This window comes from Niveispirillum sp. FG156, assembly GCF_057809555.1.
The window spans coordinates 84,566-110,604 of the sequence record NZ_JBMDKE010000025.1 but is presented as its reverse complement, the minus strand read 5'-3'; the positions used below and the strand labels follow the sequence as shown (position 1 = coordinate 110,604).

Below are 26,039 nucleotides of genomic sequence, written 5' to 3'. Positions count from 1 at the left end.
GGGTCAGGGGCCCCGCCGCCCCCCCCCCCCCCCGGCCGCAGTTTCCCTTGAGGGAGCAAGAACCCGGTCAGCGTGACCGGGACGGCCCGGCGGATGGGAACCGCCGGGTTTGGTGTCAGGAGGGGCGGGTGGCGCAATGGCGGGCGATGAAATCGGCATGGGTTGGCAGGGCCGCCATCTCATGGCCGATCATCGCCTTGATCTCGCCCAGGAATTCCTTCAGCTCCGCCTCGCTCAACTGATCGGCCAGCGGATGCCAGCTGCGCGGGATCACGCCCTGTCCTAAGAAGACCTGAATCCAGCTGACATCCAGGAACAGTTCATCGAACACGCGGGAGACGCGGCCATGGGAGGCGAAGACGCGCATGCGGCGTTCCAGCTCCTCGGGCACGTCCATGGCGCGGCAGTCGCGCCAGAATGGACTGTCGTCGCGTTCGGTGGCCTTGTAATGCAGGATGATGAAGTCGCGGATGCGCTCATACTCGGCGCGCGCCTTCTCGTTGAAATCATCCACCTCCACCGCGTCGATCCCGTCATTGGGCAGGGCCATCAGGATGCGGGTGATGGCCGACTGCACCAGATGGATCGACGTGCTTTCCAGCGGTTCCAGGAAGCCGCTGGACAGGCCCACGGCCACGACATTGCGGTTCCACATCTTTTTCCGCCGGCCCGCCGTGAAGCGCAGCAGGCGGGGTTCCGCCTGGGGCGTGCCATCCAGATTGGCCATCAGGATGTCGCGGGCCTGTTCCTCGCCCATATAGCGGCTGGCGAAGACATGGCCATTGCCGGTGCGGTGCTGTAGCGGGATGCGCCATTGCCAGCCCGCCGAATGCGCTGTGGAGCGGGTGTAGGGCGTGAATTCGCCGCCATTGGCACACGGCACGGCCCAGGCGCGATCGCACGGCAGCCAGTGGGACCAGTCCTCGAACCCGGTGCCCAGCGCCTGCTCGATCAAAAGGCCCCGGAAGCCGGAGCAATCGATGAACAGGTCGCCCTCAATCCGCGTGCCATCCTCCATCTCCACCGCCTCCACATGGCCGTTGAAGGCGTTCAGGAGGGTGCGGCGGATCTTGCCCTCGGTACGCACCACACCGCGTTCGGTGGCGAAGCGGCGCAGGAAGGCGGCATAAAGGCCGGCATCGAAATGGAAGGCATGGGTCAACGGTTCCAGCGGCGTGCGCCGCTGCGGCCCCGGACGGCCATAGCGCAGGGCGCGGGCGGCCACGGTATTGTAGACATACTGTTCCCAGTCCCCATCCAGCCCCAGCGCATGCGCGCGGCGCCAGACATGGTGGAAATGGGTCATGCCCAGGGGCCGGCCCAGCGCCCCGAAGGCGTGCATGTAGCGATGGCCCTGGCGGTACCAGTCCTTGAACTCAATGCCCAGCTTGATGGTGCCGTTGGTGGCACGCAGGAACTCATCCTCATCAATGCCCAGCACGCGGTTGAAGGTGGCGATGGGCGGGATCGTCGCCTCCCCCACCCCGACGGTGCCGATCTCCTCCGATTCCACCAGATGCAGCCTGTGGGTCTTGCCCGCCACACGGGCCAGGGCCGCCGCCGACATCCAGCCGGCCGTACCGCCACCGACGATCACGATGCTGCGAATGGGTTTGTGCATGTTGGTCTGCCCGAATGCGATGGGAATGTCAGGGTAAGGGGAAAGGAAGAGTACCCCCCTCCCCTCCCTTCGTCATCCCGGCGGAAGCCGGGACCCAGCGTCAAGGCGCGGTCAGCGCCGATATGAGTCATGTCGCGGCTGTCGCCGCTCTCGCTGGGTCCCGGCTTTCGCCGGGATGACGAGAGGAAGAGAGGTGAGTAGGGGCCAAACCAAACGCACGTTAGCCTTACACCGGTGCGGGACGGCCCAGCAGGTAGCCCTGCAGGAAATCCACCCCGGCCTGTGTCACCCAGGCGCGTTCCGCCTCCGTCTCAATCCCTTCGGCCACGATGCGCGCCCCGGTATCGGCGGCGATGCCGATCAGATGGCGCACGATGCTCTGCTTGTAATGGTCCTGGTCGATGCCCCGGATCAGGGCCATGTCGATCTTCACATAATCCGGCCGCAACTCCTGCAGCATGTTCAGGCCCGAAAAGCCGGCCCCGATATCATCCAGCGCCACGCGGAAGCCGGATTGCCGGTAGAAAGCCAGGATGCCGCGCAGATGGGCCTGATCCTTCACCTCCGTGGTTTCCGTCACCTCGAACACGATGTCCGACGGCGTCAGGCCCATGTCGCGCACGAAACTGTGGGTGGTGCGCAGGCAATAGGCCGGGTCATAGATGCTGGACGGGTTGAAATTCACGAACAGCTTGGCCCCCGGCGCACGCTTTGCCGCGAAGGCCTTGATCGCCTCCCGCCGGGCCGCGAGGTCCAGCGTGAACAGCAGCTGCGTCTGTGTCGCCACCGACAGAAGCGATCCCGCCGAGACGATATCGCCATTCGCCTCCCGCCCCCGCAGCAGCGCCTCATACCCGAAGGCCGTGCCGTCGGGACGGCAGATGGGCTGCAGCATGGAAAACAGCCGGTCCTGTTCCAGCATGCCCACCAGCCATTGCCCCTTCACGGCGGCGATGAGCCAGCGCAGCGTGCGCGTGGACATGTAATCGGACAAAGCCGGCACCTTGTCCCCGTCCAGCAGCAGGGCACGGCAATGATCCGTCTCCTCCTGTGACAGGCTGCCATTGGCGTCCGTCAGAAAGGCATCCATATCGCCGCGCGTCAGGCGGATATCCAAGCAGGATGGATCCTCGGTATCCACCACCGTCAGACGGCGGCGGGTGGCGATCTCCAGCAGCTTGGACCGGGTATGGGATGTGGGCGGGGCCAGCAGCAGGCGGTTGTCGGCATGGACCAGCGCCTTGATCTTCTCGCATTCAGGACAGTGCATGGGGATTCCTCCAAATTTGGAAGGAAACTCGTTCTGGCCGCGCGATTATCAAGGTTGGTATCTGGACCCAGGGTTCCCGATAAGAAAACCCCCGCCGGCAGGAACCGGCGGGGGCAGAGGGAGGGAGGATCAGAACTTGTAGGACGCACCCAGCAGGTAGCGCGACCCGTAATCCTCGAAGCGCTCCACCAGACGCGTGTCGCCACGGCCATAGGCGATGAAGGGCTCGTTGGACAGGTTGTAGCCCTGGACCATGAGGGTCAGACCCTCAAGGCGGGAGCCTTCCTGGAACTCATACGACACCTGGGCGTCGTAAATGGTCTCGCCCTTGCCCATGCGCAGGGCGCGGGACTGACCAAAGCCGGTCACTTCTGCCAGGAACTTGGAGCGGTGGTTGGCCGAGATACGGGCCTGGAAACCGTCCTTGTCGTAGTAGAAGGTGGCCTGCGACGTGTACTTCGAGAAGCCCGGGATCGGCTGAACCGGATCGTTCGGGTTCGGCTGGATCGAGGTCTTGGTGTAGCCGAAGCTGCTGGTCAGACCGAAGCCATCCAGACGCTCGCTGATCAGCTCGAACGGCAGGGACAGCGCCAGCTCGAAGCCGTAGACGTCGCCGCCATTGCCGTTGGCCGGCAGGTTCGAATAGCCCTGGAAGATACGCGGCGTGACAGTGCCACTGTCAAAGCCGGTAAAGTCCATGATCTGGCGTTCGTTGTAGATGTAGGTCTTCAGCCACTTGTAATAGGTGTTCAGGGCAAAGTAACCGGCATCGGCGAAGTAGAATTCATAGGTCGCGTCGACGGCATCCGCCACCCAGGGCTTCAGCTTGGGGTTACCATTGCCGTCACCACCAGCGCTCCACGGCGAGAAGTCGATGGAGGTGTTGTTGGCGAAGGCCGGGTTGAAGCTGAAGGTCGACAGGGCCGACAGCTGATCGGGACGCGCACGGGCCATCTGACGCGAGGCCGCCAGGCGGATCTTGTGATCCTCGTTCGGCATCGTGAAGATCAGATTGGCGCTGGGCAGGAAGTTGTAATACTTCGCGCCCTCGGTGCGGATGCGGAAGGTGCCGTTGCTGGCGATGGCCGGACCGGTCGAGGACTGATCGGTATGGACATACTGGGCGCCGACATTACCGGTCAGCTTGACCTGACCCAGCATGGCATCCAGATCGACCTTGGCAAAGCCGGTCCAGACCTTCTCGTTGATCTGATAGGCCAGATCATTCACGCAATTGTTGCGCGGGCACTTGACCAGCGAGTAGGTGCCGTTGGCCAGCAGATCACGCGGATCGAAGGCCAGCGTATCGCCCAGACCGATCCAGGACAGGTCCGTCGGCTTCAGCAATGAGGAGGCCGGAACCGCGATGGAGCGCTGCGCCGTCGGGTTCTGGACGTTGGCCGTGGTGACCACATACCATTCCGGCTGCGTGTAGTTCTTCTGACGGTCGGTGTAGTTGACGCCGGCGGTGATGGCGGAGAAAGCGTTGCTTTCGATCTCGCGCTTCACATCCAGGCGGGCCGACCACAGCTCGTCATCGATGGTGGGCGTGTTCAGATAGCCGTTCTGATCCAGGGTGCCGATGGAACCGCCGGACCACCCGCCCGGATCGGTCAGCAGCATCAGGTTCGGATCGGCATAGTTCAGACCCTTGGTCAGCTGCCAGCCGAAATCATTCGGGGCGGAGGTGAAGCCGACAGTGTCGGTCGCACCGGCACCCACCAAACCACGGCCCGTGCCATAATAGGCCTCAAAGCGCGACGACTTGCGGTCGGCGGAGCTGTAGCCGATATCGCCGGTGACGGTCCAGGCGTCCTTGTTATAGACGCCGTTCCAGCCGGCGGAGTACAGGTCGGCCTTGGTGGTGCGGATGTCCGAACGGCCCACGCCCTTGACGCCCGAGAAGGAACCGGCGGTGATCAGGCCGTCTTCCTGGGTGCGGCCGGCGGTGGCCAGCGTGGCGGCGGACCAGAACAGCGGCAGTTCCACACCGCGCTGATACTGCACATCGTCGAACTTCGAATAGTAGAAGTCGGCGGTGCTGGTGAAGTTATCCGACGCTTCCCACTGCCAGGTGGCGACGACGCCGGTACGCTTCAGCGTCTGGGAATTGGCGCGCACTTCGGCGCCGCCGACGATCCAGGGCTCCGTCTGGGTGCCGCTGCCCGGATAATTGCCATCGCCCCAGAAACGGGCCGACTTGATCTGCGTCGGCTGCATCAGGTGCGACACGCCGAGCGAGATGCCCATCGTGTCATTGGCGAAACGGTCGATATAGGTGCCAGAGAAGCGATAGCCGTATTCGTCGCTGTCGCTGTTCAGCTTGCCATTGGTCACATACTCGGTACGGGCCGAGACGGACAGCACCCGATCCTTATAATCGAGCGGGCGGATCGTCTTCAGGTCGACCGTACCGGCCAGACCCTGGCCGATGACGTTGGACTGCGAGGTCTTGTAGACGGCGACGCCCGAGGAGATTTCGGCCGGATACTGGTCGAATTCCACGGAGCGGTTATTGCCCGTCGTCACCTGTTCGCGGCCATTCAGCAGCGTGGTGGTGAAGTCGGGGCCCAGACCGCGCAGGCTGATCGACTGCGCACGGCCATCGATACGCTGGGCCGCCAAACCGGGCAGGCGGGCGATCGATTCTGCGATGGAATTATCGGGCAGCTTGCCGATATCTTCGGCGGTGATCACTTCCACGATCTGCGTGGCGTTGCGCTTCTGCTCAATCGAGGCCTGAAGCGACTGGCGGAAGCCGGAGACGATGATCTCTTCCAGCAGGTCGCCACCGGCGGCGGGCGCGGCAGCAGCCGGGGCGGCTTGGGCCACCTGGGTCTCGCTGCGCTGGGTCACGATGCTGTCATCGGCGGCGAACGCGGCGCCGGCCGTCAGCATGGCAGTGCCGGCAACCGTCGCCAGCAACGCGAAACGCATTGGATGAACCTTGGACATTCCTCTCACTCCCCATCGACTAAGCGTCACCGACGCCATTGTTCTTTGTTGACCCCGTTCGGGGCGCAGTTCCTGACCGCGAGCGACTTTCGCCCGGACTGGACACACGGCTCCCATGACCCACCACTTTACGCAGCGGGAATGCCGGGACCCTGTCCGAACACGCAACAACCCTGACAAGCGGACGCGACGACTAACTTCACCCGCAACAGGCCTTGGTCTTTATTGAATGCCGCAGGGCCGCCCTTGATTATTCGGCTGGCAAAGAATTCGGGTGCCTTTTTCTTATGCAGGCACCTTTTCCTCCCGTCGGCACCGACAAAGGGGCCCGTAAAGGTCCCAATTGTTCCGGCCATGTCGCATCTCGAATTTAGTTACAAACAAGAAAAACGGTGAGCGCGAAAATACGTATGCATACGCTTGCTGCGTTGCGACGCATACGTATTCACCTGCTCCATTGTCATTAGGGGGTGATGGGGCGCACTGTGGGGGCTTGTTTTCGGCTGACCGGAAGCAGCTCCGGCGGCGCCTTAAGGAAAACGAAAGGTTGGGGGCCCTGGGATTGAGAGCACCCGCCTCCCCGGCGAAGACCGGGGCCCAGGGGCCAAATGCCCGACGCGGATACTGCTGATAGCAAGGCAGGTGGGAAAGTTGATGCCATTGGCCCCTGGGCCCCGGCATTCGCCGGGGAGGCAATATATTAATTTCAATAGGTTGGTCAGGGAGCCTCTTGAATCTCAGCAGATGATAGAGCGTGTTCCCGATCAACGGAAATACGCTCTGACCGTCGGCGATGGGGGCAGCCGGCGCGGAATTCGGGGGTCCGCCCGCATTTCAAACTGGCATGCGCGCGGCCATGGCGGCATCATCGGCGCCCGGATCAGACAGGAACAGGACAGAGCATGCGGCGCGGCTGCTATGGGATGGCATTGTTGACAGCGGGGGCCTGCCTGATCCTGCCCGCCGTCCTGCCCCCTGCCCTGGCAGCGCCCGTCCCGGCCAGTTCATCCGCCGCGCGACCGCTGGTCACTATCATCGGTGAGCTGTCCTATCGCGAGCGGATCGCCCTGCCGCCTGGCGCCACGCTGCTGGTCACCCTGGCCGAACCGGGCATGGCCGCCGATCCCGCCGCCCCCGTCCTGGCCCGGCAGAGCATCGATCTGGCCGGACAGCAGGTGCCGCTGCGCTTCCGCCTGACGGCGGTGGCGGCCAAGCTGAAGGCCGGCGAACGCTATGCCGTGCGCGCCATCATCCAGGATGCGGGCGGTCGCCCCCTCTGGTCCATCCAGAGCGCCCATGTCATCGATCCCGGCACGGGCCTGCATGATCTGGGCACGCTCTGGCTGACCCGTGCCGCCGCACCACCGCCCGTGCCCCCACCTTCCCCCCTTGGCCCCTCCGCCCCCGCATCGGGCGCGGAGGCGGCCCCGCGCCCGCCCGGCGTGCCGTTCCAGTGCGGGGAGCGCGAGGTGGTGGCGCTCTATGAAGAGGGGAGCCTGGACCTAACGGTCGACGGGCAGACCCACCGCCTGGACCGGGCGCTGTCAGCCTCGGGCGCGCGCTATACCGGGGAGATGGCGGACGGGCGGGAGATCGAATTCTGGAGCAAGGGGCGCAATGCCCGCCTGTCGCTGGGTCCCGAGACCGAGATCGCCTGTGCCCAGGCCGATTTCACCGAAACCAGCCCGCCGGGCCAGTATGAGGCGCGCGGATACAGCCCCGGCTGGACCCTGCGCATCGGCACGGACCGCCTCGACCTCGTGAGATTTGGCACAGGAACGTCGCAGATCGCGCGGATTTCCTTGCCCGACCGGCAATTGCTGGCCGATGGCTATCGTTATGAGGGAAGGCTGGGCGAGGGCGACTTGAGGGTGACCATCAATCCCGGCACCTGCCTGGATGACCGCACCGCCACCCCCCTGCCCGACCGGGTGCGGGTGGAGGTGGAGGGCCAGACCCTGGACGGGTGCGGCGGGTCGGCAGCGTCATTCCTGGCGCAGGGCGAATGGCAGGCCGTGTCCCTGAACGGCAAGGACGTGCCCGCCGACAATGCACCCGCCATGCGCTTTACCGCAGCGGGCGAGGTGACGGGACAGGCCGGATGCAACCGCTTCGTGGCCCGTTTCCGCGCCGACGCCAACGGCATCACCATCGCCAGCCGTTCCGCCGCCAGCACCATGATGGCCTGCCCGCGCGACATCATGCAGCGCGAGCAGGCCTTCCTCTCGGCGCTCCGCTCCATCCAGCGCCACACGCTGGACGAGGGCGGCCTGCTGGTGCTGTCGGGCCTGGATGATGCGGAGATCAAGCTACGGCGGGTGGGGGGGCCGTAGGGTTAGCAGGGTGCGGAAAAGGGCTTTCGGCTGACCGAAAACACATATTGGCCCATGCGCCATCCTTTTGACCAGCAAACGGGGGATGGCCAATCAGGTTTTGGCAGTCACCGTCCAGGTACCATCAGACTGCCGGGTACAGATGATCTTGGTCGCATCGTCATTGCTGACGAAGGACTGAACAACACTGCCCACCTGTTCCGCAGGTACTTTTTCAAGAATAGTATCCGTCATTTTTCCTCTCCATTTGCCAGAGCTGGTTCCGGTTGGCGACAGAAGCGCGGATGGCGGTTGCTATTGCGCGGCGCCTGCCACGTGAAGCCAGACCGCAAATGCAGCGCCAATGCCTATGTAACTGAAAGCGAGAGCGTATTTCCGGGTACTGCAAATACGCTCCAGCATGATGCAAACCAAAGCAGCTTTATTGGACGATCTTCTCGTCGATGATCTGCTTTCTATATTGCGCCAGCGAAGCGTCATAGGTCAGCTGTGTGATGGTATAATTGGGGAGAACCCTCTTCATCCAAGCTTGGACCCTGGCCCTTCCACCCTCTACCGCAAGTGCCGCTTTGATGCGTTCGACATTTCTGGAATCTGTGTCATCAACAGCACCGAATGTCGACAGCCTCCCCAAAGCACGAAGTTGCTGCTCCTGAAGATTCTGTTCAACGACTTCGGCCTTCACTTTGACATCAACAACGGAATTACACAGGGTCATCGTTGCGGCAAATTGAGGATTGGGTGCATTCGCGCTCGTCAGGAACACGGTACAAGCTTGCAGTAGATAATCTTTCCTCAACACGGCCTCGACCATGCCTTGGACAGCCTGGGAAACCGCCCCGACGGTCTCCGCGCTCAGCCCACCCCGCGAAGCGTTGGGCGTAAACTGCCCGTTACCGGTGACATGGGTGACGGCCTGGGTCAGGGCACCATCCTGATTGCGTTCCACCGCTTCCCTAACCTTACGGGCATCCGCAAGCAACTGTGTCGCCAGTTCGTGCTGCTTCTCGGCCTTGCCGACCGCCTCAACCGCTGCGGCAAGAGCAGTCGCATCATCCTTCATCTTTCTTTCAAGGGTAGGCAGGTTCGCCGGCGCAGGCGTCTGACCAGCCGCCTCCTTGTATGCCCCATCCGACGCCTGGGCAGTGGTAAGAGCGGCGTCACGTTTGGTCTTCAGGTCGTTCAACGCCGTCAGGGCAGCCGCTACCTCCTGCTGCCGGTCGGTTTCCGTTTTCCGCACGCTTTCCAGTATCTGCTGGTTCGCCACCAGTTGCGCCTGTGACTCCGCACCGGCGCTCCCGCCCAACAGGACCTGACTGGCCATAACCGCCCCGGTCAATTGCTCCACGGCCACGACGACGGCTGTGAGGTCCTGACTGCGTTGAAGCAGCATGGTTTCGCTGACGTCCGACTGGCCCTTCCGCTGGGCGCGCGCCTCGCACAGGCGGAAGAGTGCGTCGCGCATCAAGGTGATTGATTGTGTACGCAGCCCGATCATGGCTGCCGTCTGCTGTGCCGACGCCGAGAGAGAGCCGGCACCTGACCCCGGAACACTGCCCGACAATCCCAGCGCCGCCGCGTAGGCGGCCATGCCATCGGGACTGGGTTCGGCGCATGTGCTGCCATCACCATTGGCGATCACGAGGCGTTGAAACGCATCCAGATGGATCGCCTTGCCCCCGGCACCGGTCTGTCCCCCACCGCCAGACCCTTCGGAGGACGTGGCCGGAAGGTCGGTTACCCGACTGATCGTGTTGAGATTTGCGCATCCCGACAGCAGGACCGTCGCCAGGATACATGCAGTTCCAAGATTACGCATCTGCCCACCCCACTTCTGTTCTTACCAGGAGCTATTCCCCACCGTCGCAACATGGGAAGACGTCTAGTATGCAGATTTATTTATGAGTATAATTCAATTATAAATATATATAAGCCATATACACCACTTCTGAAGAAGCGTCTCATGCAAAATCAACTTAAATTTGGCATAAGTGCATGCGTTTCCGCGCTTTAGAGCAGACTTCTGTTGACTGGATGCGCGTTTTCTTCGTCAACCCGGCGCATGCCGGCAATCCCACACGTCCAACAAGACAGTTGGAGCCATGAGCGGGCAATGGCACCGGGGAACAGGACGGATCAAAAAGAAAGGAATGGATAAGGGCCTTTCTGGCCCTGCCGTACCTGGGCATAATGCAGCCGCGCCGCTAACACGGGGGAAGGCCTGGAACAGGTGATAACAAGAGCCTCGGACCATGGTCCATGGCCCTTAGTGCCCGTCAAAGCACTCTAAGGGAGCACGGACGGCACGCCCTCCCCCCCTTTACGGGAAGCTCACCGTCACGAACGCCGCCACCCGCCCACCGCATTTGCAGCCGGGTTCGCTTTTCAGGCTGGTGTCGGTATAGGCGATGCCGATGGTGGCGGGGGCCAGGGCGTAGGAGAGTTCGGCACCCCATTCCCAGTAGGCGGGGCCGCCGACATCCTTGCGGTCATACCATTGGTGGCCGAGATGCGGGGAGATGGCGAAGCGGTCGGCGAAAGGGATGGTGACGGCGATGCGGTGGTAAAGCGCGTTGCCGGCCCCGCCATCATCGGGGCTGTAGACCATTTCCGCTTCCCATTGATGGGTTTCAAGGTCGAGCGAGCCGGCCAGGGCGAATTCCCAAAGGTCCATGCCCGCGCCCTTGGGCGCGCCGGCATAATGGGTGCGGCTGATGCCCGCCACCAGGGCCCATTTGTCCCATTCCCATTGATAGCCGGCGACAAGGTTCAATTCGGCATCGGTGCCATCGTTGAAATCGACGGTGGAGCCGTCCACGGCCAGGAACAGACCCGTTTCATGCGTCCAGGTCAGCCCGCCCTGAAAGGCGGCATGGCCATCGGATTGGGAGAGGCCCTTGTCGATATAATCGCTGGTCAGGCTGACCGAGCCTTCGACATCTGCCCAGGCCGGGGCCGCACAGAGACCCGCCACCAACGCCAAAGCCGCCAACCGCGTAACCATCCTATCGACCTTTTTTCTTTATGTTCCCTCAAACGCCGGGCGCCGCCATCCGGCGGCTTGGTATAAGATTGCCACAGGGGAGCATGACCCGGATCAAAGATACGAGGTGGCTTGGGAATTTCATGCTGTTCATTGGGATATATCGGCAGAGAGACTGCTATTGATTTTGATTTTCAATAGTAATACTTCAGCCTTCCTGATCGGCACCGAATAAAGGTGTCGGAGCCTGGTCACGCACGGGGCGCAGGACGATGTTTGAGGTCACACGGCTGACGCCCAGCTCCGTATCGTCGATCCAGCCCTGGGTCAGTTCCTGATAGGCGTCGATATCAGGGCAGATCAGCTTGGCGATGTAATCGAACTCGCCACTGACCTCAAAACATTCCACCACTTCCGGCGTGTTGGCCAGCCGGCGTTCGAACAGCTGTCGCCCGTGGCGGCCCTGATGTTCCAGCGCGATCTGGGCCAGGACCGTGATGCAGCTTTGCAGCCGACGGACATCCAGCACGGCGCGGTAGCCGGTGATCAGCCCTTCACGTTCCAACCGGCGCACCCGTTCCAGGCAGGGCCGCGCCGACAGGCCCACCCGTTCCGACAGGGCCTGATTGGTGATGCGGCCATCGGCCTGCAGCTCTGTCAGGATGCGCAAGTCGATCTGATCAAGGCGGCGGCGCATGGCGGGTCCGGGTGGTGGCGGGGTGGCCAGGGTAGCGGAGATGGAGGGATTATGCCAATCCGGCTTATCTGGGGATTTTGGCGCCCCCCTCGCCGCTTCTGCCGCCTCCCCGGCGAAGGCCGGGGCCCAGGGGCCATGCGCCCAACGCTGATGCGGCGGAAATCACGGCATGTGAAGAGGTTGATGCTTGGGGCCCCTGGGCCCCGGCCTTCGCCGGGGAGGCGGCTTCTTCTTGCAACGTCTTCTCTCACCCAAAGCTCTACGCCACCAGCGCCGTCCGCCCTTCCCGGCCCGCCATCAGGCCGGCCAGCAGATGTTCCACGACATGGGCCGTGCGGTTGCCCTGGTCCTGGGTGGCGGCATATTCGACGATGTCCAGCGACTGTACCAGACCAGAGGCGCCCAACAGGCGCAGGGCATCCACCGCCTCATCCAGGGTCAAGCCGTCGGGCACGGGCGTGCCGACGCCGGGCGCGACGCTGGGGTCCAGCGCGTCGATATCGAAGCTGACATGGACATGGCCGCCACCCGCCGCCTGGATGCGGCTGATCGTGTGGGCAACCAGGGCGGCAAGGCCGCGTTCGCGCACCGCCGGCATCTCGTGGAACTCGATACCGGACCGGCGCAGGTTCGCCCGCTCCCCCTCGTCAATGTCGCGGATGCCGAACTGCACCAGACGGTCGGGGCGCAGCAGCGGCGTGAAGGCGCCGACGCGCAGCAGGGCGGGATGGCCGATGCCACAGGCCAGCGCCGCCGGATAGCCATGGGTATTGCCGGACGGCGAGGTTTCGGGCGTATTGAAATCGGGATGCGCGTCGAACCACAGGACGAAGAAATTCTTGCCCTGACGGCGCGCATGCTCGGCGGCGGCCGCCACGGAGCCCAGGGCCATGGCATGATCGCCGCCGGTCATGACGGGCAGGCCGCCATCGGCGAAAACACCCGACACGGCATTGCGCACGGCGGTGCACCAGGCGGCGGTTTCGCGCACCGACCGGCTGCCCGTTTCATCGCGGCTGCCATCATAGGCAGGGCCCTGGACATCGCCCCGGTCCACCATGCCCATGCGACGCGGCAGGCCGATGGCGCGCAGGGCCGCCGGCCCCTCTGCCGCACCACAGGCCTTGTTGCCGACATCCGTGGGCACCCCGATGAAACCGTACCAGCCGCTCATATGGTCACTCCGTAGGTTTGTTGTTTTTATTGGAAAGGGTTCAGGCCGTCAGGCGCGACAGGACGGCGGCGAAACGGTCGATGGCCCAGTCCAGTTCGGGACGGGTAATGACCAGCGGCGGGGCGAAGCGGATGGTGGTGTCGTGAGTTTCCTTCGACAGCACCCCCTGTTCCATCAGCAATTCACAGACATGGCGGCCGGTGGCGATGGCGGGGTCGATCTCCACCCCCACCCACAGGCCGCGACCGCGCACGGCGGTGATCGCCTCACTGTCGATGCCACGCAGGCGGGCGATCATGTGGGCACCCAGCTCGGCGGAACGTTCAACCAGCCGCTCATCGGCGATGGTATCCAGGGCCGCCAGACCGACCGCAGCGGCCAGCGGGCTGCCGCCGAAGGTGGAGCCGTGGCTGCCGGGACCGAACATGTCGATGACATCGCGCCGCGCCACGAAGGCCGAAACGGGCATGACGCCGCCGCCAAGCGCCTTGCCCAGGCACAGACCGTCGGGGCGGATGCCTTCATGCTGATGCGCGAACCAATGGCCGGTACGGCCCAGACCGGACTGAATCTCATCCAGGATCAGCAGGACATTGTGACGGTCGCAGATCTCGCGCAGGCGACGCAGATAGCCGTCGGGCGGCACGATGATCCCCGCCTCCCCCTGGATCGGTTCCAGCAGGATGGCGGCGGTGTTGGGGGTGATCGCGGCCTCCATGGCGTCGGCATCGCCGAAGGGCACGATGCGGAAGCCGGGGGCGAAGGGGCCGAACCCGTCGCGATAGGCAGGTTCGGAGGAGAAGCCGACGATGGTCGTGGTACGGCCATGGAAATTGCCATCGGCCACCAAGATCTCCGCCTGATCAGCGGCCACGCCCTTCACACGATAGGCCCAGCGGCGGGCGGCCTTGATGGCGGTTTCCACAGCCTCGGCACCCGTATTCATGGGGCAGGCGCCATCCAGGCCCGTCAGGCGGCACAGACGCTCCAGAAACGGGCCCAGCTTGTCGGAATGGAAGGCGCGGGAGATGACGGCGACCTTGCCCGCCTGTTCGGTCAGTGCCGACAGGATGCGGGGATGGCTGTGGCCGGTATTGACGGCGGAATAGGCGGCCATCATGTCCAGATAGCGCTTGCCGTCGGCATCCCACATCCACACGCCCTCGGCCCGGGCGATCACCACCGGCAGCGGCTTGTAATTCTGCGCGCACCAGCGCCTTTCAACGGCAATGGCGTCGGAATTGATGCTGGTCCGCATGTCCATGATGCTCTCCCCGGCGGGTGCTGTTCGTTAGGTTCAGCATGGCAGGCGGGGGCAGCCGAAACGGTTGAAGTTTCGGGGGCAAACGACAGGATCGGGCCGGGCAATGGGGGGCGCACAGCCGAACCTGTGTGATGTCACACAGGGGCGCAGATTGGGGTGATGTGGCCCGTGCGATTTGGCACAGTAAGGGTTGTTGTGTGACGTCACACAGGGGCCGCGCGCAGGCCGGAATAATGACGGAATTCCTGTCATGGCTGCGTTCGGTGATTGACGTGGGACGAGATTTGAGACAATTCTCAAAGCCTCAAATGCCCCCTCCCCGGACCGGTGCCATGACCCCCGATGACCTGCGCCAATTTCGTGAAAGCCGTGGTGAAAGCCAGGCCGCCTTTGCCGCCTGGGTGAATGCCAAGCTGGGCCGAAAATATGATAATGCCACCATCAGCCGCTGGGAGTCTGGCGCCGAACGGCTGCCGGTACGGGTGGCAGAGTTCCTGGCCGCCGCCAGCCAGCGCACGGCCTGTATCATCGCGGTCGCCAACCAGAAGGGCGGCGTGGGCAAGACCACCACGACCCTGAACCTGGGTTATGCGCTGGGGGAGCTGGGCAAGAAGGTGCTGGTGGTTGATGCCGATCAGCAGGCCACGGCCACTGAAGGGTCCGGCCTCGACCCGCTGGAGGTGCAGGACCGCAAGGGCGGGCTGGAGGATGTGCTGTTCGGGCAGACAGGCATCCATCAGGCCATCGTGAAATGCGACGGCTATGACATGCTGCCCTGCACTATCGCGCTGGCCGAGGCGCAGATCAAGATCCTGCTGGACCCCGATGACGGGCGCTATGTGCTGCGCGAGAGGCTGTCGGAGGTGCTGCGCGATTATGATTATATCGTCATCGACTGCCCGCCCGAACTGGCGCTGATCACCGTCACGGCCCTGATCGCCGCCGATTATCTGCTGATCCCGACCAAGGCCAGTCGCTATGATGTGCGCGGCATCCCCTTGATTTTTGACACAGTGTCGAAGATCCAGCGGCGACAGAATCCCAGCCTGAAAGTGCTGGGCGTGCTGCCCACCATGTTCAACCGCAATTTTGCCGTGGAGCAACAGGTGCTGTCGGACCTGCAGGAAAGCCTGGGCGACAAGGCCCGCATCTTCCAGCCGGTGCCACGCTCGACCGAGATCGACCAGGCCACCTATGCCGGTGCCGTCCCGCTGAAAATGCTGCCCAAGAGCCACCCGATCGGGGTTTACCGCACCCTGGCGCAGGAGATCGTCAATGGTTAAGAACTGGCGCAAGCCATCAAGCCCGCAGCCGGCGGCGGTGGCGAAATCCATCGGGGACAGTCTGGACCGACCCGGTGCCGATCTAATTTTTGGGGCGGCGGATGGGCTGCGCGATACGGTGCTGCTGCGCCTGAGCGACATTGAGCCAAATCCCAACCAACCGCGCCGGCATTTCGATGAGGAGGAGCTGCAGGCCCTAAGCTTCTCCCTGCGCGAGGTGGGGCAATTGTCCCCCATCCTGGTGCAGGCCCATCCGACGGAGCCGAAGCGCTTCATGCTGGTGGCGGGTGAGCGGCGCTGGCGGGCGGCGGGGATGGCCGGCCTGACCAAGATCATGGCCCATATCCTGCCCACCGATGCCAATACCGATCAGATCGCCCTGATCGAGAATTTGCAGCGCGTGGATTTGTCGCCCGTCGAAGAGGCCGAGGGTATCCGCCGCCTGATCGAGACGCATGAGTATAATCAGGAAGCGGTGGGCGACCTGCTGGGCCGGTCACGGACCGAGGTGAACACCACCCTGACCCTGCTGCGCCTGCATGCCAGTATCCGCACCGACTGTGTGACATCACACAATGACGTGCCCAAGGCGGTTCTGCTGGAACTGGCGCGCATGGAGGAAGTTGACCAATTGAGCCTATGGCTCAAGGTCAAGAAGGGCGAGCTGACGGCGCGCGAGGCGCGGGAATACCGCGCCAAGCTGCAACGGGCCGGTGATCCGGCCACGGCCAAGGCACCCGTGAGAAATGTTACAGCAAAGAAGTTCATCGCCGGCCTGCCCAAGCTGGAGGAGAGCCTGTCGGCAGGAATCGAGGCGGTGGCGGATAAGGGCATCGCCAAGCTGCGCGCCGATGAGCGGGCTAAGCTGGAGGCGCTGAAGGCACGGCTGGCGGGGTATGCGCAGCAGCTGGAAACGCTGCTGGTGGGGTGAGGGTGGGCGGTACCACCCACCGTAGGTCGTGGGTGAGGTGCATGCCGAACCCCGACATTCAATGGGACCATCGGCTTGTCGGGGTTCGCTCACCCGCGACCTACGGCCATCAGTCATCAGCCGAGGCTCCTGGTACCAGGCGGTTGAAGCCCGACATGACATCCTGAAACTCGATGCTGATTAGAGCGGACTTCTTCTGACTGGAAACGCGTTTTCTTCGTCATCCCGGCGAAAGCCGGGACCCAGCGTGAGGCGCGGTTAGCGCCGATATGATTCATGTCGCGGCAGACGCCGCTCTACGCTGGGTCCCGGCTTTCGCCGGGATGACGATAGGGGGTGATTCCAGTCAACGTAAACCCGGTCTAGCACCGTAACGGAGAAGGGAAGGGCAGAGACAATGCTGTCCTGCCAGTGCTGGGCATGATGGGGCGGGGTAGCGTGGATTAGCGCAGCGTAATACGCGGGCCAACGGCAGCGGGGTTTCCGCGGATTACGGCTTCGCCTAATCCGCGCTACGGACCGGCTCGGACACAGAGCTACACCCGCAACCCCTTCACCACCTCATCGCCGACCAGCCCCACCCAGCGACCGATATTCTCTGGGGCGGTGGCGGCGCGCATGTCGGGGGCACCCAGGGTCTGGGCCTTGCGGAACCATTTGGCGCGGACGGCGTAGGGTTCGCCGGTCAACCATTGCAGGGCGCGTTGGGCGGCGGGAGAGAGGGCGGGGGGTTCAGAGCCTTCCGGGGTGAGGCGGACGGGGGCAGAGACGGCGGGATGGAGTTTTTCCAGCCAGGCGCGGAAGGCGGCGGACGGGTTGCGGCAGGGTTCCTTCTGTCGCATGGCCCATTCGGCCCAGCTGAAAATGGCGGTCTGCATATCGACGTCGGGATATTGCGCCACCAGTTCCTCGATGACCGCCATGGATACGCGCTGGATCAGGCCCAGGGTGCCGGCAGGGCCGCGTTCGCGGTCGGTGCGGCCATCCTCCAGGTCGGGCGTATCCTGGTCGCGCGTGCCATTGGCGGGGGTGGCGCGGCCCACGGGGGCCTTGGCGAATTCGGTGATGCGGGCGGTAGCCACTAGCTCGCTGTTCGATTTCTTCTTCACATCGAACATCAGCTTTTCGACCTTGCGGCCCCGACCGTTGGAGCGCAGTTCCTGGTAGTCGATGACCAGACCCGACAGCTCATTGATCTCGCTGACCGCCGGGTCCAGCACGCGGCGCTGAAAATGCGCGTAATTGGGCATCTTGTCGGCGCAGCCCAGGCTTTCGCGCAAATCGTCCAGGGCCACTTCCCAGCGCGGTTCGCGCAGGTTTGCCCGTAGGCTCAACAGCTCATACAGGGCCAGGGAATATTTGGAGGAGAACTGCGCGCAGATGGCCAGATGGATGCGCGCCCAGGCACCGGGCTTGGCCAGCAGGGGGCGCAGCTTCGGCGGAAATTCCCATTCGGCATAACCCGACCCACGCGGCAGGGCGCGGAAGGCCAGCAGGGGAGAGCCACCCTCCTTCAACTGCTGGTCAGCCTCACTCCAGTACGGGAAGCGCACTAGGGTCTGCATCAGCCGGTCGAAGGATTGGCGCAGACGGACATTGTTGCTTTCGGTATCATCACCGATGGCGCGGCGCAGATCGGCGGTGGACGCACGAAAGGGCGGCAGGGGGGCTTCGGGATCGGACAGCTTGTCCCAGCTATAGGCCAGCAAGACATTGAAAAGCTTGCGATCCGCCAGGGTCAGGCCGTTGCCCGTCTCCATCACCTCAATCTGGGTGCGCGGCTTGGGCAGGGTGGGGTCGGTGGACAGGTCCAGCACATTGCCCGTCACGCGCGGGCGGGCCATTTCCGCCTTCACCACCTTCGCCTGCACCGCCATACGTCCCCCCACCGGGCACCCGTTTCAGTGCCAAAGAACCCGTGACCCCTGTCACTGTGACAGAGCAACATTGCCGGGGCACAGGATCAAGTGCGAATCATTGGACCCGTGCGAGATGGCACAGAGAGGACCAAAATCCCCGATTCCCGCCCGTGCGATCCGGCACAGTGACAAGGCGTGCGACGCGGTGTGGGCGTGAGCTTTGGCACAGGATGGCGGAATCGGGAGAATCGCGGGAGAATCGGGTGCGTGAGATATGGCACAGAAAGGATTCCGCCCCCCGTGAAATCCGGCACAGGCAGGGGGTGCGGTCCTAGGAACGGGCCTTCCGACCCTGAGGAACCGTGAGATATGGCACAGAAAAGGGACGGAGAACCGCGGAAATCCTGGACTCTCAAAGGGGTTTGAGGGGGTGGCCGTGCAATGTGGCACAGGATTGAGGGTGGGGCCGTGAGATCTGGCGCAGCAATCCGGACAGAATGGCACAGGAAGCCGGGTGATCTGGCACAGGGACTCAGAAGATATGGCACACAGAGCCGTATGCCGCGGCACAGGAAGAGGGGTTAAGGGGTTGGGATAATTGGGGGAATCGGCCCCTGAACAATGAATCCTGAAAGGATGGAATCAACAGAACAGGGGGTTGAGGGTAATTTGAGGCAATTGGGGGAAAGAGAAACAGCGACCAAATCCCCAATCGTCATTCTCCCCGTCATCCCGGCGAAAGCCGGGACCCAGCGCCAAGGCGCGGTCAGCACCGATATGAGTCATATCGCAGCTATCGCTGCTCTTGCTGGGTCCCGGCTTTCGCCGGGATGACGGGGAGTGGGATGACAAGCGGAAATGCTTCAATCGCCTGCTTACTTCCCCTTCAACTCGCGGTCAAAGAAGGCCTTGGCGGACAGGTAGTAGTGGGCGGCGAGGTTGGTGTCGTAGAAGCCGTGGCGTTCGCCGGGATAGAACATCATGTCAAACGGCTTGCGCGCCTGCTGCAAGGCGGCGGCCATGCGGACAGAGTTGTCGAGGAAGACATTATCGTCGGCCATACCATGGATCAGCAGCAGCGGCTTTGACAGCTTGTCCGCCAACTTGGTCGCATCGCCCTTGTCATAAACGCCGCCCTTGGCGTCGGGCATGCCGATGAAACGTTCGGTGTAGAACGTATCATAGAGTTTCCAGTCGCTGACGGGGGCGGCGGCCACGCCGGCGGCATAGAGATCGCCATGGCGCAGCAGGCTCATGAGCGTGTTGTAGCCGCCATAGGAATGGCCATAGATGCCGATGCGGTCGCCCTTCACGAAGGGCAGGGTTTTCAGATATTTGGCACCCAGTGCCTGATCATCGTTCTCGATGGTGCCGAAGCCCTTGTAGATCTGATCCAGGAAGTCCTTGCCCTGGCCCGGCGTGCCCCGGTTATCAAGCATGAAGACGACATAGCCCGACTGGGCCAGCGCCTGCAGGAACAAGGTCGTGCGGCTGCCCCAGCCCTTGGTGACGACGCGGGAGGTGGGGCCGCCATAGGTGTAGATGATGGCAGGCGCGGGGTTGGCCGCGTCCACGCCGGGCGGTTTCAGCATGGACCAGTGCAAGGTTTCCCCGTCCGGGGCCTTCAGGGTGCCGTAGACGGGCTTGATATGGTTGGCCAGATAGGCGGCGTAGGGGTGGGACCCCTCCACCCTGTTTTCCTGCAGCAAGGTCAGCACCTTGCCGTCACGGTCGCGCAGGGAGAGCTGCGGTGGCTGCGTGGGGCTGGAGAAACTGTCGAGCCAGGCGCCGCCGGCATCGGCCAGGACGGCCCCGTGCCAGCCCTCACCCTGGCTGACGCGGCGAGGGCTGCCGGCGTCGCGGCCATCCAGGCGGGCCGTGTAGACGTGACGTTCCAGCGGGCTGTCCTTCATGCCTGTGAACATGACGATCCCGGCCTTGGCATCGACGCCGGCCAGGTTCTGCACCGGCCATTTGCCGCGCGTGATGGCGTGCAGGCGTTTGCCGAACCGGTCATGCAGGGTGAGATGGCGCCAGCCAGACTGTTCGGAGGACCAGATAAAGCGGCCATCGGCCAGGAAATACAGGTCCTTGTGCAGATCGACCCAGGTGGATTTGGTATCGGTCAGGGCCACACGGGTGCGGCCCGTCTTCACATCGGCGAACAGCAGGTCCAGACGCTTCTGATCGCGCGACATACGCTGCACCGCCAGCCCGCCATCGGGTTTCCAGTTCACGCGTGCCAGATAGATATCGGCGTCGGGGCCGAGATCGATGGCGACAGGGGATGTCGAGCCGTCGATGGGGGCCACCAGCAGTTGGATGGCGACGTTCGGCCCGCCCGCGAACGGGTAGCGCTGCGGGATGACCTTCACCCCGTCGGCGCCATAGTCGTAGCGGTTGACCAGCGGCACCTTGCTTTCATCCACACGGGCATAGGCGATGGATTTGCCGTCGGGCGACCACCAATAGCCGGTGTCGCGGTCCATCTCCTCCTGCGCCACGAACTCCGCCATGCCGTTCAGGATGGCGTTCTTGCCGCCATCGGTCGTGATGGCCCGCTCCGCACCCGTGGCCAGGGTCTGGACATAGAGATTACCGTCGCGGACATAGGCGATGTGGGAACCGTCGGGGCTGAATTTCGGGTCGGTTTCGGGACCTTCAGTGCGGGTCAGGCGGCGGACGGGGCCGTCCAGCGGCTTCAGCCAGATATCGCCCGATTTGGGCACCAGGACGGCCTTGCCCTGGCTGTCCCAGACATATTCGGTCACGCCGGTTTCGGGGATGCGCTGCCGCTCCCGCCTTGCGCGTTCCTCCTCGCTTTCCGGCACGGCGGCGAACTCGGCGCTGTCCAGCAGCAGCACGGGCTTGCGCTGCGTCAGATCATAGGCCCAGAGGTCACGGCGGCTGGCGTCGCTGGCCGCGCGTTCCAGATAGGTGACGCGGGTCCCGTCGGGGGAGAATTCCACGCCGCGCGGGGCCGCCCCCGACAAAGCGGGGCTGGCCACCACCCGCTCAATGGTCAGCTGTTCGGCGGTGGCGGGCAGGGCGGACAGGCAGGCCAGCAACAGGGGGGCGAGGCGGTGGCGCATGGATTTCTTTCTTGTTTGGGCGTTGATGTTTTCCTTGTCGCGCCGGGCACGGTGAAAGGCAATGGGGGTTGGCTTGTTCGTGCGCCCTCAGGCGCCGGGCGGGCGCATCCGCGCCCTCCTTGTAGAGATGCAGAAGCTTAATAAATTGCCTCCCCGGCCTTCGCCGGGGAGGCGAATGGGCTCAAGCGGAGATGAAGCTCAACAGTTCCCGGGTTACGCGCCATGTGGCGCGCGCCGCTATATTGCGTGATCGTGGCGACAACTATGCTCATGGACAGTGAAAGAGGCTGGCACATGGCCCCGGTTTTCAGCCTATAAGGATAGGATTGAACCAACGCCGCCAGGGGAGGGTGCGATGGGTGCCGTGCAGGCCGCAGAAGCGGTGGACGCGGATGCCATGGTCGATCTGCTGCTGTTCACGCTGGATGGACGGCCCTTTGCCGTGCGCCTGGGCCAGGTGGAGCGGGTGACGGCCATGGCGGCCTTCCGGCCCCTGCCGGGCGCGCCGACGGTGGTGGCGGGCATCATCAATGTCGGCGGTCGGTTCCTGCCCGTGCTGGACGTGCGTGCCCGCCTGGGCATGGCGGTGCGCGGTCCCCGCCTGGATGATGGCTTGGTGGTCGTGCGGCTGGCGCGGCAATCGGTGGCGCTCTGGATCGACCATGTCGACGGCACCCTGCGGCAGCCGTCAGACAGCCTGATCCCCGCCGACAATGTGGTGCCGGCGGGCGGCTATTTCGAGGCGGTGACGGCGCTGCCCGGCGGGCCGGTCTTCATCCATGACCTGGATCGGTTCCTGTCCATGGAGGAACAGGGCGCCCTGGATGCGGCAATGGCGCGGGAGAGCGCATCTTGATCCAGGCCGGGTCCGGTTCTGTCCTGCTGGAGGAGTTCAGTGCCTTTCTGGCGGCACGCATGGGGCTGCATTACGCGCCTGAACGCTGGGGCGACCTGGAACGGGCCGTGGCGCAGATGGCAACCGAGCTGGGCTTTGCCGATGGTGATGCCTGCATGCGGCATTTCCTGTCAGGGGCCGTGGACCGGGCCGGCATCGAGACACTGGCCAGCTATCTGACCATCGGCGAAACCTATTTCTTCCGCGAGCCGGCCAGTTTCGACGCCCTGTCCACCCGCATCCTGCCCGATCTGATCGCACAGCGCCGGGCCGCGCACGGCAAGTATCTGCGCATCTGGAGTGCGGCCTGTTCGACGGGGGAGGAGGCCTATACGATGGCCATCCTTCTGGACCGGCTGATCCCCGATATCGCGGGATGGAACATCACCATCCTGGCCACCGACATCAACCCGCGATCGCTGCGCAAGGCCATCGAGGGGGTCTATGGCGACTGGTCGTTCCGGGGCATCGACCCGGAAATCCGCCGCGCCTATTTCACCCCGCGCGGCACGCGGTGGGAGATCATCCCCCGCATCCGGCGCATGGTCAGCTTCGCCTATCACAATCTGGCCGAGGATCTGTACCCGTCGGTGCAGAACAATACCAACGCCATGGACATCATCTTCTGCCGCAATGTCCTGATGTATTTCAGCACGGGCACGGCGCGGCGCGTGGTGTCGAACCTGCAGCACTCCCTGGTCGATGGCGGCTGGCTGGTGGCGGCGTCGGTGGAGGGATCGTCGGACCTGTTTCAGCCGCTTGCCAATATCGGTCTGCTGGACGCCACCATCTATCGCAAGACGCAGTCGCCGCCGCTGGTGCCCTTCACCCTGCCACCGCTGCCCGACATGCCCCTGGACGCGCCGCTGCCGCTGCTGACGGTGCCGCCCCTGCCGGAACCGCCGCCGGCGCTGCCGGTGCAAGAGGTGCTGGGGCCGCTGGATGAGGCGCTGGCGCTGTATCAGCGGGGCGAGAATGCGGCGGCCATCGCGCTCTTGCTGGGTGATCCCGGTCTGGTGGGGGATGGCAAGGCCCTGACCCTGCTGGCGCGGCTTTACGCGAATGAGGGCCGGCTGGATCTGGCCGAGGAATGCTGCCGCCGCGCGCTGGCCGTGGACCGGCTGACCCCGGAGCGCCATTACCTGCTGGCCATGATCCGGCAGGAGGTGGGGGACCCGCGCGGGGCGGCGGAGTCGCTGAAGCGTGCCTTGTTCCTGGACCCCGATCATATCCTGGCGCATGTGGCGCTGGCCGGGCTGGCCGTGGCCGATGGCAAGAAGGCTGAGGCGCGGCGATGCTACCGCAATGCCCTCAACCTGCTTTCTGTGCGGGCGCAGGAGGAAACACTTCCCGACGGTGATGGCTTGACGGTTGGCCGTCTGACAGAGATCGTGCGGGTGGCCAGTGCGGAGGTAGGGGCATGAGCGATCAGGCCGCGACAGGTGCCATTGACTGGGCCGCCATGCATCAGCGCATCCAGGCGGCCATGGAAGGGTTGGAGCGCGGGTTTGAACCCGACGCGGCCGAGGTGGACCGCCGTCTGCGCGAACGCGCGGCGCGGCTGGCCCGTGCCGCCACGGCCCCCCCTGCCGCATCGGACGAAATCCGCATCCTGGAATTTGAGATCGGGGGCCGGCCCATGGCGGTGGACAGCCGGCATGTGCGCGAGGTGACCGCCGATCTGGCCCCCACACCCGTGCCGCATGCGCCCGCCTGGGCGCTGGGCGTGGTGCATCTGCGGGGGGAGATGCTGACCGTTCTGGATTTCCAGGCACTGATCGGCACCGGCAAAAGCGATGGCGACGGGCATCTGGTGGTGTTGCAGCACCGCAACCGCAGCATCGGCCTGATCACCGATGCCATCCGGGGCCTGCGTCCGGTATCGCGCGGACGGCTGGACCCGGTGCCGGCGACGGTGCATGGCAATCGCCGCTTCTATCTTGGTGTATCCGAACAGGATACGCTGGTACTGGATGCCGGACAGTTTTTCGAGGATGCTGCCCTGACGGGCATGATGGCGGACGGTTCGGCCGGCACGCGGGGGAGCGTTTAGATGAAGATCACGGTGGGCAAGAAGATCTGGGGCTGCCTGGGGCTGCTGCTGCTGGTCGTGCTGGGCGTGGGCTGGGTGTCGCTGGACACGACCGCCCGTCTGACCGAGGCGGCGCGATGGAGCGCGCACACCCAGCAGGTTAAGACCGAACTGGGCGAGATCCTGTCTGCGGTACAGGATATCGAATCCGGCCAGCGCGGCTTTGTCATCACCGGCCAGGACACGTTCCTGCAGCCCTTCGACAATGGCCGCCGACAGTTGGATGAACTGATCCCCCAATTGCGCCGCATGATCAGCGACAATCCCGAGCAGATGCGCAATCTGGACCGCGTGGAGCAGGCGGCGCGCAACCGTCTGAACGAGGCGCTGCTTCGCATTGATGCCCGCCGCCGCGACGGGTTCGAGGCGGCACAGAAGCTGATCGCCGGCGATACGGGCCGGCAGGCCATGCTGGAATTCCGCGCTGCCATCAAGGTGATGCAGGACCTGGAAAGCCATCTGCTGGACCAGCGCGAGGCGGAGAAGGCCGAAAGCACGCGGCTGGCCAATCTGGCGGTCATCGGCGGCGCCTTGCTGGCCGCCGTCATCGTGCTGCTGTCGGGCGTGTTCCTGTCGGCCAATATCGTCACGCCGCTGCGTGAGATCACGGCCACGGCGGAACGGATCGGCAAGGGCGACCTGACCAACGATATCCCGCCATCCGACCGCAGTGACGAGGTCGGTATTCTGAACAATACCTTCCGCGACATGACCCGCGGCCTGCGCCAGTTGATCCAGGAACTGGTCGAGGGCGTCAACGTGCTGGGCACGGCGGGCAGCCAGATCGTGTCGACCACGGCCCAGGTGTCGGCATCCGCCGCCGAAACGGCCACGGCGCTGGCCGAAACCAGTTCCACCATGGAAGAGGTGCGCAAGACCTCGCAGCTGTCGACGGAGAAGGCGCGGCATGTGGCCGAAACGGCCCAGGCCACGGCGCAGATCTCCGCGACGGGCAAACGGTCGGTCGAACAATCGGTGGCGGGCATCACCCTGGTGCGCGAACAGATCGGCGCCATTGCCGAGGCGGTCATTAAACTGTCCGAGCAAAGCCAGGCCATCGGCACCATCGTGGCCTCGGTCAATGATCTGGCCGAACAATCCAACCTGCTGGCCGTCAATGCCGCCATCGAGGCGGCGCGGGCCGGCGAACAGGGCAAGGGCTTTGTGGTGGTGGCGGCGGAAGTGAAGAGCCTGGCCGAACAATCCAAGCAGGCGACGGCCCAGGTGCGCGCCATCCTGGGCGATATCCAGAAGGCCACGGCGACCGCCGTTCTGGCCGCCGAACAGGGCAGCAAGGCCGTGGATGCCGGCGTGAAACAGGCGCAGGAGGCGGGCCAATCCATCGAGCGGCTGGCCCAGAATATCGCACTGGCCACCCAGGCCAGCACCCAGATCGTCGCGTCGAACCAGCAGCAGCAGGTGGGCATCGATCAGGTGGCCCTGGCCATGGACAGCATCCGGCAGGCCAGCAGCCAGAACACCATCGCCACCAAACAGGCGGAAACGGCGGCCCATAACCTGAACGCCCTGGGGCACAAGCTGAAATCGCTGGTCGGCCAGTATAAGGCGTGACCAGTCCGGAGCCAGCCT

18 protein-coding genes are annotated in these 26,039 nt (G+C 64.1%); 7 read left to right on the top strand and 11 right to left on the bottom strand.

Annotation, left to right across the window (positions count from 1 at the left end; all coding sequences use genetic code 11):
* Nucleotides 1-115 precede the first annotated feature (115 nt).
* The 3 genes from ACODSP_RS17050 to ACODSP_RS17040 all read right to left on the bottom strand — a co-directional run bounded on the left by ACODSP_RS17050 (nucleotide 116) and on the right by ACODSP_RS17040 (nucleotide 5,828).
* The gene (locus ACODSP_RS17050) at nucleotides 116-1,621 is read right to left on the bottom strand and encodes a tryptophan halogenase family protein (protein ID WP_488966763.1); all 1,506 of its coding nucleotides are present in this window, start codon (nucleotides 1,619-1,621) and stop codon (nucleotides 116-118) included.
* A gap of 226 nt (nucleotides 1,622-1,847) precedes the next feature.
* Nucleotides 1,848-2,891 carry an EAL domain-containing protein gene (locus tag ACODSP_RS17045; protein ID WP_488966762.1) on the bottom strand — a complete coding sequence of 348 codons (1,044 nt, stop codon included), beginning with the start codon at nucleotides 2,889-2,891 and terminating at the stop codon, nucleotides 1,848-1,850.
* A gap of 129 nt (nucleotides 2,892-3,020) precedes the next feature.
* Nucleotides 3,021-5,828, bottom strand: coding sequence for a TonB-dependent receptor (locus tag ACODSP_RS17040; RefSeq protein ID WP_488966761.1), 2,808 nt, complete (start codon nucleotides 5,826-5,828; stop codon nucleotides 3,021-3,023).
* Between the two features lie 941 nt (nucleotides 5,829-6,769).
* Here ACODSP_RS17040 and ACODSP_RS17035 point away from each other — a divergent pair.
* The gene (locus tag ACODSP_RS17035; RefSeq protein ID WP_488966760.1) at nucleotides 6,770-8,179 is read left to right on the top strand and encodes an META domain-containing protein; all 1,410 of its coding nucleotides are present in this window, start codon (nucleotides 6,770-6,772) and stop codon (nucleotides 8,177-8,179) included.
* A gap of 93 nt (nucleotides 8,180-8,272) precedes the next feature.
* On the opposite strand, the gene ACODSP_RS17030 is transcribed toward ACODSP_RS17035, so the two are convergent.
* The 6 genes from ACODSP_RS17030 to rocD all read right to left on the bottom strand — a co-directional run bounded on the left by ACODSP_RS17030 (nucleotide 8,273) and on the right by rocD (nucleotide 14,297).
* Nucleotides 8,273-8,413, bottom strand: coding sequence for a hypothetical protein (locus ACODSP_RS17030; RefSeq protein WP_488966759.1), 141 nt, complete (start codon nucleotides 8,411-8,413; stop codon nucleotides 8,273-8,275).
* Nucleotides 8,414-8,600: 187 nt separating this feature from the next.
* Entirely contained in the window at nucleotides 8,601-9,998 is a 1,398-nt protein-coding gene (locus tag ACODSP_RS17025) for a hypothetical protein (protein WP_488966758.1), read from the bottom strand.
* A gap of 501 nt (nucleotides 9,999-10,499) precedes the next feature.
* Nucleotides 10,500-11,183, bottom strand: coding sequence for a TorF family putative porin (locus ACODSP_RS17020; protein ID WP_488966757.1), 684 nt, complete (start codon nucleotides 11,181-11,183; stop codon nucleotides 10,500-10,502).
* Between the two features lie 187 nt (nucleotides 11,184-11,370).
* Nucleotides 11,371-11,859: an Lrp/AsnC family transcriptional regulator gene (locus ACODSP_RS17015; RefSeq protein WP_488966756.1), complete on the bottom strand. Its 489-nt coding sequence runs from the start codon at nucleotides 11,857-11,859 to the stop codon at nucleotides 11,371-11,373.
* Nucleotides 11,860-12,118: 259 nt separating this feature from the next.
* Nucleotides 12,119-13,033: an arginase gene (locus ACODSP_RS17010; protein WP_488966755.1), complete on the bottom strand. Its 915-nt coding sequence runs from the start codon at nucleotides 13,031-13,033 to the stop codon at nucleotides 12,119-12,121.
* 40 nt (nucleotides 13,034-13,073) lie between these two features.
* Complete coding sequence (gene rocD / locus ACODSP_RS17005) at nucleotides 13,074-14,297, bottom strand: ornithine--oxo-acid transaminase (protein WP_488966754.1); 1,224 nt, start codon at nucleotides 14,295-14,297, stop codon at nucleotides 13,074-13,076.
* 332 nt (nucleotides 14,298-14,629) lie between these two features.
* On the opposite strand from rocD, the gene ACODSP_RS17000 reads away from it, so the two are divergent.
* Together ACODSP_RS17000 and ACODSP_RS16995 are read left to right on the top strand one after the other, a co-directional pair.
* Nucleotides 14,630-15,580 (top strand): AAA family ATPase, encoded by a 951-nt coding sequence (locus tag ACODSP_RS17000; RefSeq protein ID WP_488966753.1) that lies wholly within the window; start codon nucleotides 14,630-14,632, stop codon nucleotides 15,578-15,580.
* Nucleotides 15,573-16,511: a ParB/RepB/Spo0J family partition protein gene (locus ACODSP_RS16995; RefSeq protein WP_488966752.1), complete on the top strand. Its 939-nt coding sequence runs from the start codon at nucleotides 15,573-15,575 to the stop codon at nucleotides 16,509-16,511. Before ACODSP_RS17000 ends, ACODSP_RS16995 begins: the two co-directional genes overlap by 8 nt.
* Before the next feature lie 536 nt (nucleotides 16,512-17,047).
* On the opposite strand, the gene ACODSP_RS16990 is transcribed toward ACODSP_RS16995, so the two are convergent.
* Nucleotides 17,048-18,388, bottom strand: coding sequence for a replication initiation protein (locus ACODSP_RS16990; protein ID WP_488966751.1), 1,341 nt, complete (start codon nucleotides 18,386-18,388; stop codon nucleotides 17,048-17,050).
* Nucleotides 18,389-19,245: 857 nt separating this feature from the next.
* Nucleotides 19,246-21,462, bottom strand: a complete 2,217-nt coding sequence (locus ACODSP_RS16985; RefSeq protein ID WP_488966750.1) for a S9 family peptidase — start codon at nucleotides 21,460-21,462, stop codon at nucleotides 19,246-19,248.
* A 355-nt stretch (nucleotides 21,463-21,817) separates the two neighbouring features.
* Here ACODSP_RS16985 and ACODSP_RS16980 point away from each other — a divergent pair, with 355 nt between their 5' ends.
* The 4 genes from ACODSP_RS16980 to ACODSP_RS16965 are packed head-to-tail and all read left to right on the top strand — an operon-like array spanning nucleotide 21,818 to nucleotide 26,021.
* A complete protein-coding gene (locus ACODSP_RS16980; RefSeq protein ID WP_488966749.1) occupies nucleotides 21,818-22,318 on the top strand; it encodes a chemotaxis protein CheW in 501 nt (166 codons plus the stop codon).
* Nucleotides 22,315-23,781, top strand: a complete 1,467-nt coding sequence (locus tag ACODSP_RS16975; protein WP_488966748.1) for a CheR family methyltransferase — start codon at nucleotides 22,315-22,317, stop codon at nucleotides 23,779-23,781. The genes ACODSP_RS16980 and ACODSP_RS16975 overlap by 4 nt, the downstream gene beginning before the upstream one ends.
* Nucleotides 23,778-24,410: a chemotaxis protein CheW gene (locus ACODSP_RS16970; RefSeq protein ID WP_488966747.1), complete on the top strand. Its 633-nt coding sequence runs from the start codon at nucleotides 23,778-23,780 to the stop codon at nucleotides 24,408-24,410. The genes ACODSP_RS16975 and ACODSP_RS16970 overlap by 4 nt, the downstream gene beginning before the upstream one ends.
* Nucleotides 24,411-26,021 (top strand): methyl-accepting chemotaxis protein, encoded by a 1,611-nt coding sequence (locus ACODSP_RS16965; RefSeq protein WP_488966746.1) that lies wholly within the window; start codon nucleotides 24,411-24,413, stop codon nucleotides 26,019-26,021.
* Nucleotides 26,022-26,039 lie beyond the last annotated feature (18 nt).